Source organism: Paraburkholderia sp., assembly GCF_035948235.1.
GTDB lineage: Bacteria > Pseudomonadota > Gammaproteobacteria > Burkholderiales > Burkholderiaceae > Paraburkholderia.
Map to the genome: position 1 here is coordinate 1 of NZ_DASZJJ010000295.1, position 12,099 is coordinate 12,099.

The 12,099-nt window shown below is 63.2% G+C and carries 12 protein-coding genes and 1 pseudogene; 6 read left to right on the forward strand and 7 right to left on the reverse strand.

The window, feature by feature from the left end; all coding sequences use genetic code 11:
- Nucleotides 1-196, reverse strand: a pseudogene (locus VG320_RS26035) (hypothetical protein); the annotation flags it as partial.
- Nucleotides 197-592: 396 nt separating this feature from the next.
- On the opposite strand from VG320_RS26035, the gene tssJ reads away from it, so the two are divergent.
- The 3 genes from tssJ (at nt 593) to icmH (ending at nt 3,471) form a co-directional block, all read left to right on the forward strand.
- Complete coding sequence (tssJ, locus tag VG320_RS26040) at nt 593-1,180, forward strand: type VI secretion system lipoprotein TssJ (RefSeq protein ID WP_414696123.1); 588 nt, start codon at nt 593-595, stop codon at nt 1,178-1,180.
- 162 nt (nt 1,181-1,342) lie between these two features.
- Nucleotides 1,343-2,689 (forward strand): type VI secretion system baseplate subunit TssK, encoded by a 1,347-nt coding sequence (gene tssK, locus VG320_RS26045; protein ID WP_327202949.1) that lies wholly within the window; start codon nt 1,343-1,345, stop codon nt 2,687-2,689.
- Nucleotides 2,686-3,471, forward strand: a complete 786-nt coding sequence (icmH, locus tag VG320_RS26050; protein WP_327202950.1) for a type IVB secretion system protein IcmH/DotU — start codon at nt 2,686-2,688, stop codon at nt 3,469-3,471. The genes tssK and icmH overlap by 4 nt, the downstream gene beginning before the upstream one ends.
- A gap of 89 nt (nt 3,472-3,560) precedes the next feature.
- Here icmH and VG320_RS26055 read toward each other — a convergent pair whose 3' ends face one another.
- Nucleotides 3,561-4,607, reverse strand: a complete 1,047-nt coding sequence (locus tag VG320_RS26055; protein WP_327202951.1) for a diguanylate cyclase — start codon at nt 4,605-4,607, stop codon at nt 3,561-3,563.
- Nucleotides 4,608-4,992: 385 nt separating this feature from the next.
- Between VG320_RS26055 and VG320_RS26060 the strand changes: the two genes are divergently transcribed.
- Nucleotides 4,993-5,541: a DUF4142 domain-containing protein gene (locus VG320_RS26060; protein ID WP_327202952.1), complete on the forward strand. Its 549-nt coding sequence runs from the start codon at nt 4,993-4,995 to the stop codon at nt 5,539-5,541.
- Nucleotides 5,542-5,597: 56 nt separating this feature from the next.
- Here the strand turns inward: VG320_RS26060 and VG320_RS26065 are convergent, their stop codons facing one another.
- Nucleotides 5,598-6,197 carry a TMEM175 family protein gene (locus VG320_RS26065; RefSeq protein WP_327202953.1) on the reverse strand — a complete coding sequence of 200 codons (600 nt, stop codon included), beginning with the start codon at nt 6,195-6,197 and terminating at the stop codon, nt 5,598-5,600.
- Nucleotides 6,198-6,306: 109 nt separating this feature from the next.
- Here VG320_RS26065 and VG320_RS26070 point away from each other — a divergent pair, with 109 nt between their 5' ends.
- Complete coding sequence (locus VG320_RS26070) at nt 6,307-6,975, forward strand: cytochrome b/b6 domain-containing protein (protein WP_327202954.1); 669 nt, start codon at nt 6,307-6,309, stop codon at nt 6,973-6,975.
- A gap of 7 nt (nt 6,976-6,982) precedes the next feature.
- Here the strand turns inward: VG320_RS26070 and VG320_RS26075 are convergent, their stop codons facing one another.
- The gene (locus tag VG320_RS26075) at nt 6,983-8,014 is read right to left on the reverse strand and encodes a hypothetical protein (protein WP_327202955.1); all 1,032 of its coding nucleotides are present in this window, start codon (nt 8,012-8,014) and stop codon (nt 6,983-6,985) included.
- Nucleotides 8,015-8,235: 221 nt separating this feature from the next.
- Between VG320_RS26075 and VG320_RS26080 the strand changes: the two genes are divergently transcribed.
- Nucleotides 8,236-8,496, forward strand: coding sequence for an H-NS family nucleoid-associated regulatory protein (locus VG320_RS26080; protein ID WP_327202956.1), 261 nt, complete (start codon nt 8,236-8,238; stop codon nt 8,494-8,496).
- Nucleotides 8,497-8,595: 99 nt separating this feature from the next.
- On the opposite strand, the gene kdgD is transcribed toward VG320_RS26080, so the two are convergent.
- The 3 genes from kdgD to VG320_RS26095 all read right to left on the reverse strand — a co-directional run bounded on the left by kdgD (nt 8,596) and on the right by VG320_RS26095 (nt 12,071).
- The gene (gene kdgD, locus VG320_RS26085) at nt 8,596-9,513 is read right to left on the reverse strand and encodes a 5-dehydro-4-deoxyglucarate dehydratase (RefSeq protein ID WP_327202957.1); all 918 of its coding nucleotides are present in this window, start codon (nt 9,511-9,513) and stop codon (nt 8,596-8,598) included.
- A gap of 53 nt (nt 9,514-9,566) precedes the next feature.
- Complete coding sequence (gene gudD, locus VG320_RS26090) at nt 9,567-10,916, reverse strand: glucarate dehydratase (RefSeq protein WP_327202958.1); 1,350 nt, start codon at nt 10,914-10,916, stop codon at nt 9,567-9,569.
- A 78-nt stretch (nt 10,917-10,994) separates the two neighbouring features.
- Nucleotides 10,995-12,071 (reverse strand): lactonase family protein, encoded by a 1,077-nt coding sequence (locus VG320_RS26095; protein ID WP_327202959.1) that lies wholly within the window; start codon nt 12,069-12,071, stop codon nt 10,995-10,997.
- Between the last annotated feature and the right edge of the window lie 28 nt (nt 12,072-12,099).

Sequence of the window (12,099 nt, forward strand, 5' to 3'; positions counted from 1 at the left end):
CGGCAGCGGCGAGTTTCTGGTAGGCCTGGAGAGCGTCATCCTGGTTACCGGCCTTCGACTGCGCGTCAGCGTCGGCGAGCGCCTTATTGAATGCGTCAGGCGATGCAGAGAGAGTATTTGCCGGGGTGGTACAGCCTGCCATTACGCCGCAAGCGATCACAGCCCCCGTGAGCATCGAAAAGACCCGCTTTTTCATCGTTCTTTCACCGCCGTTTGATTTTTAATTCAAGGAGAGAAGCCAGAGTTTTACTTATCCCCCAGCGCGCGGGTATAGTACAGGCCAATTTTCTATAATTCAACTGGGTTTGAAAAGACAAAGAAAGAAAAAAGGCGGCTAAGTGGAAGTAGTTGAAGCATCAGGTAAGCGTTGGTGCGAAAAATAAGGAATTTTTTCCGGAATACCTGATTGAAGCTGCATTCAGAGAAGCAAAGTTTTCCGCATTTTATTAAAGCGAGCTTCACGGGGATAATGCTCACGCAATGCGCTTAGCATTTCCCGTGACCATGCGTATTTAACGAAGCTGGAGATTCGGGCTTGAGGCCCGCGATAAAAATGACCGCGCGCATTATTCAAATCGCATCGACCATAGCCATGCTTTGCGCCAGCGCCGCCTTGCTGGGCGGATGTGCTGCGGCTGTACCCGCACTCGGCAGCGCAGCGTCGGCTGCCATGCAGATCGTGGGCATCGGCAAACCCGACGTACCAGACGCGCAAAAGCCGCCGCGCAATCTGGGCGTCACGCTGTATGCCGCACGCAACCTCAATGCGGCCACGGACAACAAACCGCTCGCATTAGTGGTGCGCCTCTACGCGCTCAAGGATCCTACTTCGTTCCAGCAGGCGCCGTTCGATACCTTCACCGACCCGGCTAAAGAAAAAACCACACTCGGCGCAGATCTGTTGAGCGTGCGCGAAATTACGCTGATCCCGGGGCAACGCTATAACGCCACGGAAAAAGTCTCGCGTGAAGCGCAGGCTTTCGGTATCGTCGCGCTGTTTCGCGACCCCGCAATGCAACGCTGGAAATTCGCTTTCGATCCGGCGAAATCGGAAAAGTCCGGCATAATGGTTGGACTGCACAACTGCGCCATGACGGTGACAAGCGGCACGGTGATCCCGATCGACGCAGCACAAACGGCGCAGCCGCTCAATCTGCTTTCGTCGGTATCGTGCGGGTAATGACCGGGCCATGATCGCTTTCCAGACGCAATATAAAGCGGGCCAGAAGCAACACAATACAGATGCAATAAAAGCAGGCAGCAAAACCGGACCTCTTCAACCAACAATCCAGTCCGCCGGCAAGCATGGCGAGACCCGATCGACGCATAACGCTGAATCATCATGAGCTATTCCTCGAAAGTGCTTTGGGGGGAAGGTCTGTTTCTCAGGCCTCAGCACTTCCAGCGGCAGGACGCCTATCACGAAGCCCGGCTCTTCGAATCGATCCAGGCGATCCAGCCATATAACTGGGGCGTGCGTTCGATCCGCATCGATCACGACTCGCTCGGCAGCAATATCCTGCGCCTGAGCGAACTGTCGCTGGTGTTTCCCGACGGCACGCTCTATTCCGCTCCACAAGCGGACGATCTGCCGCCGCCGGTCGCGCTCGATGCGCTGCCCGAAGGCATCAACGAATTCACCTTCTATCTCGCGTTGCATCAGGTGCGCGAAAACGGCTCGAATTATGCGAGCGACCGCAATGAGGGTTTTGTCGCGCGCTACGTGAGCGAACAGGCAAACGTGCCCGATCACTATACGGATGCAGCGCTTGCCGACATCACGTTCCTCAAGAACAACGTGAAGCTGGTGGCGCACACCGAACCGCGCGACCAGTTGCTTTCGGTGCCGGTCGTGCGCGTGCGGCGCACGGCGTCCTCGGGTTTCGAGGCCGACGAAAGCTTCGTGCCGCCGAGCCTCGCAATCGAGGCCTCGCCGCTCCTGCATCAGCGCCTGCGCCGCCTGATCGACGCCTTGCAGGCCAAGGTCAACGCGCTCTACGGTTTCCATCGCGAGCCGACCAAGAACATCATCGAATTCCGTTCGGGCGACATCGCATCGTTCTGGCTGCTGCATACGGCCAGCGGCGCGTTCGCGACGCTCGCGCATCTGTATCAGCATTCGGCGCTGCATCCTGAACGGCTTTATCAGGAACTGCTGCGTCTGGCGGGGCAATTGCTGACGTTCTCGAAGAACCACACGCTCGCCGATCTGCCCGCCTATCGTCACGACGATCCGGGCCCGGGTTTCGCGCGTCTGGATGCGATTCTGCGCGACCTGCTGGAAACGGTGATCTCGACGCAGTACTTCGCGATCGCACTGGAAGAAGTGCGTGCCTCGTTCCATATCGGCCGGCTCGATTCCGGCAAGATCGACGACAAGACCACCTTCTATCTGGCCGTATCCGCCGACATGCAAGCCGTCGATCTGGTCGAAGCGGTGCCCGCGCGCTTTAAGGTCGGCGCGCCCGACGACGTGGACAAGCTGGTGCTTTCGGCCATGCCGGGCGTGCGGCTCGTCTACACGCCGCAGGTGCCGCCGGCCATTCCGGTGCGTCCCGGTGCGTGCTATTTCGCGCTGGAGTCGCGCAGCGCGCTCTATGAGCGCATGATCCAGGCGCAGTCGGCAATGGTGTACACGCCCTCGGGCATCAACGATCTCAAACTCGAACTGATTGCGGTGACGTCATGAGCAACGCGCCCTCCCTCTTCGGCGACACGCCGCCGCCGTCCCTCGCCCCGCAGATGCCCGCGAGCGATCCCGCCTATCAGGTGCGCTCGCTGCTCGATCTGCTGTACGACGGCTTCTTCATGCTGTTTCTGTTGAAGAACGGCCGCGAGCCCGGCGAAGCCGCTGAATTCAGCGCGCGCGTGCAGCAGTTCCTGGGCGACTTCGAACGCGGTGCGAAAAAACTCAACGCTTCCGCCGAAGACGTTTACGCCGCGAAGTTCGCGTTCTGCGCGGCCGTGGACGAATCGGTGCTGTCGTCGCAGTTCAAGATCCGCTCGGACTGGGAACGCCGGCCCTTGCAGCTCGCGCTGTTTGGCGAGCAACTGGCGGGCGAGAAGTTCTTCCAGTATCTGGAAGACTGCCGCGCGCGCGGACCGGCGAGGCTGCAGTCGCTCGAAGTGTTTCACATGTGTCTGCTGCTGGGTTTCCAGGGCAAATACATGCTTGAAGGACCGGAAAAGCTCGCCTATCTCACGGCGCGCGTGGGCGACGAAATCTCGCATATCAAGGGCAAACGCGCGCCGTTCGCGCCGCACTGGCCCCTGCCGGATCAGGTCGCGCACCGCCTCAAGCGCGAAGTGCCGCTGTGGAGCATCGGCGCGGTGTTCGCGCTCGTGGGCATACTCGCGTGGACTGGACTCAATACGTGGCTGCGTGACAGCACGCTGCGCTCGCTCGCGCCGTATACGAATATCGTGAAGCTCGGCCCGCAGTCGGCCAATCTCACGATTTCGCTGCCTTGATTGCGCAGTTAATTCACTCAGTTAGTTCGCGCAGTTAGTTCGGCTAGCTAAACGATTGGGTGTGCGTGCCTGCAATACTTCAAGCGCGCTCACCCAGTCACCACACGATCGCGTCCCGTCATCTTCGCGCGATACAGGCTCGCATCCGCCAGTTTGAGCCAGGACGCGTGATCCATCATCGACTCGTCGCATTGCGCAACGCCCACACTCACCGTACACGGGCATTGCCCGCCCGCCTCCTTGTTTTTCTCCCGCACCGTCGCGACGAAACGCTCGGCGACTGAACGCGCTTCGGCAAGCGTCGCGCCCGGCAGCACCACACCGAATTCCTCGCCGCCATAGCGCCCGATACTGTCGCTCACGCGGAAATGCTCGCGCAATAACATTGCGAACGCGCACAGCACGGCGTCGCCGGCCTGATGACCACGCGTATCGTTGACCACCTTGAAGTGATCGAGATCGAACAGCAGCAGCGACGACGCATAGCGCGTCGCGCGGCAACGCTCGAATTCGGCCGCCAGCAGGATTTCCCATTGACGGCGGTTGAGCAGACCGGTGAGACCGTCGGTGCGGCTGAGGCCTTCGAGCGTGCGCGTCTGTTCCGCGAGCTTCTTCGAGATGCGATACGTGCTCCAGCCCAGCGCAATCGGATAGACGATCAGAAACGGCAGACACGCGACGATGGTGGGCATGCGCGTGACAGGCTCGAATGCAAAACCGGGCGCGAGCAGCCCAGCCGCCAGCCCCAGCAGATGCGCGGCCACTCCGCGCAGGAATAGTTTCAGGCCGCCCGCTGCGATGTCGTTCATGCTGAGCATCACGAGGATCAGCACGCTCGGCAGCAGATTGAAGCGCATCGCGACGACCCAGAAGCCGCCCATTGCCGCGTCGATCATCAGATTAAAACGCTCGCCGCGATACGGCACGACGCAGGCATGCGCGGCGCGGCGCGCCACATGTGGCCAGATGAAACCGTGAAAGACCAGCAGCGACCAGAGCACCGCGCCGCGCTCCTGCTGCGCGAACACCGAGGCCACGCAGAAGAACCCAAGCGCGAGCCCCACCATGCGCAGGCGCCAGATGCGTTCGACAAAACGCCTGCCTTTGCCGGCCATGGGGTGCGTACTGGGTTTCATGCTGGGATCGAATCCTGCCGGGGTTGTTCTGGTGCGTCCTGACGCGTTCTGATGTTCAGTCCTGCTCATCTTGCCGCGCGGCCGGCGCATGATGAAGGCGGGAAAGCGGCCATTGTGCCATTGCATGCGCCATGCGTAGCGGCCTTTTCAAAAGGTGTGGCGCGACATATGACAACGCGATGAAACCCCCGCCAGCCGCACGCATTATCCCGTCTTCTTACCAACCGTTACAGAAGCGACGCCATCGTTGCACCTGTATACGCGCTCACTTCCTAGAATTCCTCAGACCGTTGCGCGACAAACCTGCCGAACGGTCGTGCCGGTCATAACGTTTTTCGGACATCGATACCAAACGCGTGGAATATCACGCTAAACAGGAGTTCCTATGATTCGCCTCTCGCTTGCAACGCTTGCCAGTGCCTCCGCGGTTGGTCTCTTCGCGCTCTCGATGAGCGCCCATGCGCAGACCGCTGCGCCGGCAGCCTCCGCACCGGAACTGCACGCCGCCGACAAAACCTTTATCTCGGACGGCACGCAGACCGTCGCGACCCAGCGCGACGCCGCCCGCATTGCCGACTCGCGCTCGACCGACCGCGAAGTGAAGGCCTTCGCGGAACAGCTCGTTGCCGACTATTCGAAGCTTTCGGATTCGATGCGCGCTGCCAGCCCGCGTGGCGTCGACGTGCCGAAGAACGATCCCGACACCGCCGTGATCGACGGCATCAAGAACCTGCGCGGCGCCGATTTCGACAAGGCGTATATCGAACAGGTCGCGCTGGGCGGTCAGCAAAAGACGCTTTCGGCATTTCAGGCGGAAATCGCCTCGGGCCGCGACGCGGACCTCAAGAAGGCCGCCAGCGCCGGTCTGCCTGTGATCCAGGCCGATATCGCCAAGGCAAAGGAACTGGCCCAGCGCAAGCATCTGGCTGGCTAAGCGGCATGAACTGACTGCGGGGCGCGGCGCCTGCAAGGCCCGCGCCCCTTCGCGCTCTACTCTTCGGCTTGTTCCTGCGCGGTGGTCGCCAGACGCTCCATGCGGCGGTCCGGAATCAACCACAGCAGCGCAACGGCGACGAAGAACAGCGCGCCGATATGCGGCCAGTCCAGCGCCGCCAGCACGATTCCCAGCAGATACCCCACCACGGAAGCCTTGCCCTTGAGGTCGCGCCCCAACGCGCGCGCCAGCGGGCTTTGCATGCCGTGATAGTGAACCAGCGTGGCCTGCAGCAAGACGTACGCGATCGCACAGAGCAGCAGATTGAAGCCGTACAGCATGGTAGGCCAGCGCCCGAAATGGTTCTCGCCCATCCAGCCGGTGGTGAACGGCAACAGCGACAGCCAGAACAGCAGATGCAGATTCGCCCACAGCACCGATCCATTCACGCTGCGCGCGGCATGCATCATGTGATGATGGTTGTTCCAGTAAATGCCCACGTACACGAAGCTGAGCACGTAGCTCAGATACGTCGGCCAGAGCGGCGCGAGCGCGGTGAGGTCCTCGCCGTGCGGCACCTTGAGTTCCAGCACCATGATGGTGATGATGATGGCGAGCACGCCATCGCTGAATGCTTCGAGTCGGTTTTTATTCATCGGCTTGGCTGGCTGGACGAGAAAGGCAGCCGAAAGTATGGCCGAAAGCGCGCGCCAATGTCACGTAGCGCCAGATGGCCAGATAGCCGGGCGCACCACAAGGATTGGCATGGAGATAGACCCCCCGCCGCGTCGCGTCAGAGTCTGGGATCTGCCCACACGGCTCTTTCACTGGCTCACCGTCGCGCTGGTCGCGATAGCGTGGCTCTCGCAGCGCATGAACTGGATGCAGTTGCACGTACGCGCGGGCGAGACGCTGCTCGCGCTCGTGCTGTTTCGCCTGCTCTGGGGCTGCTGGGGCAGCGAGACCGCGCGCTTTACGCGTTTTCTCGCCTCGCCGTTGGCGGCGTGGCGGCATTTGCGCCAACTGGCGCGCCGCGAGCCCGACGTCCAGGTCGGCCATAACGCGGCAGGCGGCTGGATGGTGCTGCTCCTGCTCGCACTGCTGCTGGTGGAAACGCTCAGCGGCCTCTACGTCAACAACGACATCGCCGACGAAGGCCCACTTTCTGAAATCGTGCCCGCCGCCCTCGCCAATGCGATCTCGGCCATCCACGCCTATGGCTGGGACGTGCTGGCCGCTGCCGTGGTGCTGCATCTCTGCGCGATCGCCGTGTATGCGCTCGTAAAAGGGCACAACCTCGTCGGGCCGATGGTGACGGGCACCAAGTCCTTGCCCGCCGCGTCGCGTGCGCCACGGCGCGCTTCGCTCTGGCTTGCGGCGCTGCTGATGGGCTGCGCGGCGCTGGCGACCGCCCTGCTCGCCGTGTATCTCTAGGGCTGGCCTAGCCCGCCGGCACCGTGAGGATCGGCGCCTTCGGGTCCTGGTTGGCCTGCGAAAGCGCGATCAGATTCTGCAGCACCGTGAGCGCGTATTTCGAATCGAAATCGTCGTTATCGATCCAGTAAGTCGCGCCGTGATACTCGATGCTTGCGTACGCATCGGCCGGGGCCTTCTTGCCCACGTGCACGACGATGGTAGGCCGCGTTTCGCCGCCCACGAGATGCACGGTCGGCATGGTCGCGCCGCGCGAAACATCGTCCTCGGGCACGGAAATCTGCGCGCCCAGATTGCTCAGAATGCCCATCAACGAGCGCGTCACCATATTGACGGTGTGGCCGTTGGCGCCCGCAGCAGGACCGTAGACCACCTGATATTCGCGCACCACGGGCGACAGATGCAGCAGGCGGCGCACCTCGGCGAGATCGGCGGCCGATTCTGGCGGCGCGCCGTCGGCGCCCAGACTCATCGTCACGTGGCCTTTGGGATCTTTTGGGTCCTGCTTATAGCTGACCGTTAGTTGCCCCGCCAGTTGCAGGCGGCGCAGCGCTCTCAGCAGTTCGAAGAAGCCCGGATTGCCGTCGCTGGTCGGCCCACCCAGCGGCGCGGCGTTCTGCAGGCCACCGATCGACTGCACCGAAAGCCGCAGCAGCAAATCGACGGGCACGCCGCTATCGGCGAGCGGCAGCACCAGTTCGGTCGGCAAGGGGCGGATATAGCCGGTCGCCAGCGCATCGCCCGTGGTCGGCGTGAACGTGAAGGTCGGGTGATTCGAGTACGACGCGCCCACGCTCGCCTGGCCGTAGCTCGTGCCCGCATTGCGCGAGCCGCCTTCGGCCAGCGCGCCGGCGTTGGCCTCGAAGGTGTACGACGCAATGATCTGGCTCACCGCCACGAACGAAGGCGAATCGCCGTAGCGCAGGCCCACGATGGTCGCGAGCATTTCGCGCTTCTTGGCGTCGCCCAGCGCCCGTTCGTAGTCGACCTGATCGGTGCGCAACATATGCGGACCGAACCAGGCGCAGCCGGACGTCATGAGAAGCGGAGAAACAGCAAAGGCGGCGGCGAGCAAACGTCGGCGGGACAGCAGGGGAAATGAAATCATGGCAGGCATGGAGGGAGAGTGCGCACAGCCGTCGGCTGTAGCAAACCCTATGCCCCGCGCGCTGAGCGTGCCCCGTATCGCCTGCCTGGCACAGCGTGCGGCGCATGGCGTAAAATCGGCGCTCCCCTACACTCGACCCGACACACGCGCAGATGGCTACCTACCTCGAATTGCTCGCCGAAAAACGCGCCCTCGACGCGCGCATCGAAGCGGCGCGCGCCGAGGCGGCTCAGGAAGCGCTTGCGACCGCCCGCGCCGCCATCGCCGAATTCGGCTTCACGCCGGAAGATCTGTTTGGCAAGGCCAAGGCAGCGAAAGCAGCCAAAACGGCAAAAGGCCCGCGGCGCAAGCGCGACACTGCAGACGCCGCCGCCAACGCCGCCAATGGCAATTTCGACCTGTTCGGACACTGAACCCGGCACACAAACGCGTCGGTGACGCGATTGACGCCAATAAACAACGGGCCCGCGAACAAATATTGCTCGCGGGCCCGTTGCATTGGAAACCCTGACTTACTGCGCGCCCAGCTTCTTGATGAGCACGTCGAGCTGCGCGAGTTCTTCTTCGTTCAGATCGGTCAGCGGCGCGCGCACCGGGCCCGCGTCGTGGCCCACCAGCTTCGCACCCGCCTTGACGATGCTCACCGCGTAACCCGAGCGGCGGTTGCGGATCTGCAGATACGGCAGGAAGAATTCGTCGATCAGCTTGCCGACCGTTGCGTGGTCATCGGCCGCGATTGCGCGGTAGAAGTCCATCGCCGTCTTCGGAATGAAGTTGAACACCGCCGACGAGTACACCGGCACGCCCAGCGCCTTGTAGGCGGCGGCGTAGACTTCCGCCGTAGGCAGGCCGCCCAGATACGAGAAGCGGTCGCCCAGACGGCGGCGAATCGTCACCATCGCCTCGATCTCGCCCACGCCGTCCTTGAAGCCGATGAGGTTCGGGCAACGGTCGGCGAGCTGTTCGAGCATGTCCGCGCCCAGCTTTGAATTAGCGCGGTTGTAAATAATCACACCCATCTTCGGCACCGCCTTGCAGACCTGCTCGGCGTGCGCGGCGATGCCTTCCTGCGATGCTTCCGTGAGGTAATGCGGCATCAGCAGGATGCCCTGAGCGCCGTTGCGTTCCGCTTCCTGCGCGTATTCGATGGCTACGCGCGTCGCGCCGCCCGCGCCCGCGAGAATCGGCACCTTGCCCTTGCAGGTTTCGGTCGCGGTCTTGATGACCTGCGAGTATTCGCTTTTCGTCAGAGAGAAGAACTCGCCCGTGCCGCCCGCCGCGAACAGCGCGCTCGCGCCATACGGAGCAAGCCATTCGAGGCGCTCGGCGTAGGTGTCGGCGCGGAAATTGCCCTGCGCGTCGAAGTCGGTGACGGGGAACGAAAGCAGTCCTTCGGAGACGATTTGCTTGAGTTCTTGCGGAGTGGTCATGGTGGTGATCCTTTGATCGTTTCGATTGATCGGTCGATGCGGTTGTTCAAATCTCAGCGCACGAGGCACGGACGCTTGTTGTCGAATTTCCAGTCGGGAATCAGGTATTGCATGGCGACGGCGTCGTCGCGCGCGCCCAGTCCATGCTGCTGATACAGCGCATGCGCCTTTTCCAGTTCGTCGAGGTCGATCTCGATGCCAAGGCCCGGCTTCTGCGGCACCTGCACCTTGCCGCCGACGATCTGCAGCGGCTCGCGCGTGAGGCGCTGGCCGTCCTGCCAGATCCAGTGCGTGTCGATCGCGGTGATCTTGCCGGGGGCGGCTGCGGCCACATGCGTGAACATCGCCAACGAAATGTCGAAGTGATTGTTCGAGTGCGAGCCCCACGTGAGGCCCCAGTCGTTGCACATCTGCGCGACGCGCACCGAACCCTGCATGGTCCAGAAATGCGGGTCCGCCAGCGGAATATCGACCGACTGCAGCTGGATCGCGTGGCCCATCTGACGCCAGTCGGTAGCGATCATGTTGGTGGCCGTAGGCAGGCCGGTCGCGCGGCGGAATTCGGCCATCACCTCGCGGCCCGAGTAACCGTTTTCCGCGCCGCACGGGTCTTCCGCGTAGGCCAGCACGTCATGTTTGTCGCGGCACAGGCGGATCGCCTCGGCGAGCGACCACGCGCCGTTCGGGTCCAGCGTCACGCGCGCATCGGGGAAGCGTTCGGCCAGCGCCGTGACTGCTTCCATTTCCGCGTCGCCCGCCAGCACGCCGCCCTTGAGCTTGAAATCGTTGAAGCCGTAACGCGCCTTCGCGGCTTCGGCCAGACGCACGACGGCTTCGGGCGTCATCGCCGCTTCGGTGCGCAGGCGCTCCCAGTCGTCGCGGCCATCGGCGCCGCTCGCGTACGGCAGATCCGTCCTGTTGCGATCGCCGATAAAGAACAGGTAACTCAGCATCTCCACTTCACTGCGCTGCTGCCCTTCGCCCAGCAATGCCGCGACCGGCACGCCCAGATGCTGGCCAAGCAGATCGAGCAACGCGGCTTCAAGCGCGGTGACGGCGTGAATCGTCGTGCGCAGGTCGAAGGTCTGCAGGCCGCGGCCGCCCGAGTCGCGGTCCGCGAACTGCTTGCGCACCGTGTTGAGCACGGCCTGGAGATTGCCGATCGACTGGCCGACCACGAAGGCGCGCGCATCGTCGAGCGTCTTGCGGATCGCCTCGCCGCCCGGCACTTCGCCGATGCCCGTATTGCCCGCGCTATCGCGCAGCAGCACGACATTGCGCGTGAAGAACGGGCCATGCGCGCCGGAGAGATTCATCAGCATGCTGTCGCGGCCCGCGACGGGCACGACGCGCAGTTCGGTCACAACCGGGGTTGTGTTCGGCTTGACGGTCTGTGTGGTCATGAATGCGTTACCTGTTAAAAAGCGGCGCGAGCGGAAAGAGCCGCGCCAGTCGATCAATCGAATCGGTTCAAAGGAGACTCAGGAGGAAGCGGCGACAATCTCCACCCAGTTCGCGCCGTGCCCGCCCGCGCAGCGCGCGGCAAGGGTGAGCGCCCCGCTCTGCGCATCGACGCGATACAGCGAGACATGCGGCGACTTTTCTCCGCACGCCACCGCGAAGCGGCCCGACGGATCGAGCCGGAATCCGCGCGGCTGGGTTTCGGTATCGACAAAGCCCGCGTAGTCGAGCGAGCCGTCGGGCTGCACGGCGTAGGTGAGCAGGCGGCTGGTCGTACGCTCCGACGCATAGACGAAGCGGCCATCGGGCGAGACGTGGATATCGGCGGCCCAGACGAGCTTCGCGAGCACGGCCGGATCGGGCTGCACCGGGTCCGACGAACTGGGCCGCGCAAAGCCGTCGTTCAGATGCGCCAGATCGGCGGCGCGCGGCGATACGTGGCGCAGCGTCAGTTCACCGCTTTGCGCGTCGCGTGCGAGCGCTGCAACGGTCGCGCGGAATTCGCTCAGCACGTAAAGCGTATTGCCGTCCGGCGCCAGGCACAGATGGCGCGGCCCGAAGCCCTGGCCGAGATCGACAGTGCCGATCTCGCGCAGACGCCCCTCGTCTTCCAGCGCGAAGCAGAACACGCGATCGCTGCCCAGCGACGAGGCATAGGCAAAGCGGCCATCGGCGGACACGATCACGGCATGCGCGTTCTGGATGCCTTCGACGGTCTGCAGCGGCGCGCCCAGGCCGTTTTCGATGTCCTGCGTGCGATACAGACACACGCGATGCTCGCCATACGACGCGCCCAGCAGAAAGCGGCCAAGCGGATCGGCGCACAGATACGCGAAGCTCGAATCGAGCGGCGCGCGCCCGAGCGTGGTCAGCGTGCCGTTGCGCGCGTCGATGGCGTAGCGATACAGGTGCAGATCGTTGCCGCGCGTGACTGCGTAGAGATGACGGCGATCCGGCGCAAGCGCCATCGGCATGACGGTCGGCGCGATGGTCGTGCGCGCATGCGGCGTGAGCGTGCCCGCATCGGCATCCAGGTGCAGCACGTCGATCTCGCCGTCATTGGCGTTCGAAACGTAGACGAAGTGGCGGTCTGGCATGAGTGGTGTCCTCGGTGGTCGTGGGCAA

Bases quoted from the DNA above. Each gene is read 5' to 3' on its own strand.
- tssJ (WP_414696123.1), top strand. From the start codon at position 593: ATGCTTTGCGCCAGCGCCGCCTTGCTGGGCGGATGTGCTGCGGCTGTA.
- tssK (WP_327202949.1), top strand. From the start codon at position 1,343: ATGAGCTATTCCTCGAAAGTGCTTTGGGGGGAAGGTCTGTTTCTCAGG.
- icmH (WP_327202950.1), top strand. From the start codon at position 2,686: ATGAGCAACGCGCCCTCCCTCTTCGGCGACACGCCGCCGCCGTCCCTC.
- VG320_RS26055 (WP_327202951.1), bottom strand. From the start codon at position 4,607: ATGAAACCCAGTACGCACCCCATGGCCGGCAAAGGCAGGCGTTTTGTC.
- VG320_RS26060 (WP_327202952.1), top strand. From the start codon at position 4,993: ATGATTCGCCTCTCGCTTGCAACGCTTGCCAGTGCCTCCGCGGTTGGT.
- VG320_RS26065 (WP_327202953.1), bottom strand. From the start codon at position 6,197: ATGAATAAAAACCGACTCGAAGCATTCAGCGATGGCGTGCTCGCCATC.
- VG320_RS26070 (WP_327202954.1), top strand. From the start codon at position 6,307: ATGGAGATAGACCCCCCGCCGCGTCGCGTCAGAGTCTGGGATCTGCCC.
- VG320_RS26075 (WP_327202955.1), bottom strand. From the start codon at position 8,014: ATGACGTCCGGCTGCGCCTGGTTCGGTCCGCATATGTTGCGCACCGAT.
- VG320_RS26080 (WP_327202956.1), top strand. From the start codon at position 8,236: ATGGCTACCTACCTCGAATTGCTCGCCGAAAAACGCGCCCTCGACGCG.
- kdgD (WP_327202957.1), bottom strand. From the start codon at position 9,513: ATGACCACTCCGCAAGAACTCAAGCAAATCGTCTCCGAAGGACTGCTT.
- gudD (WP_327202958.1), bottom strand. From the start codon at position 10,916: ATGACCACACAGACCGTCAAGCCGAACACAACCCCGGTTGTGACCGAA.
- VG320_RS26095 (WP_327202959.1), bottom strand. From the start codon at position 12,071: ATGCCAGACCGCCACTTCGTCTACGTTTCGAACGCCAATGACGGCGAG.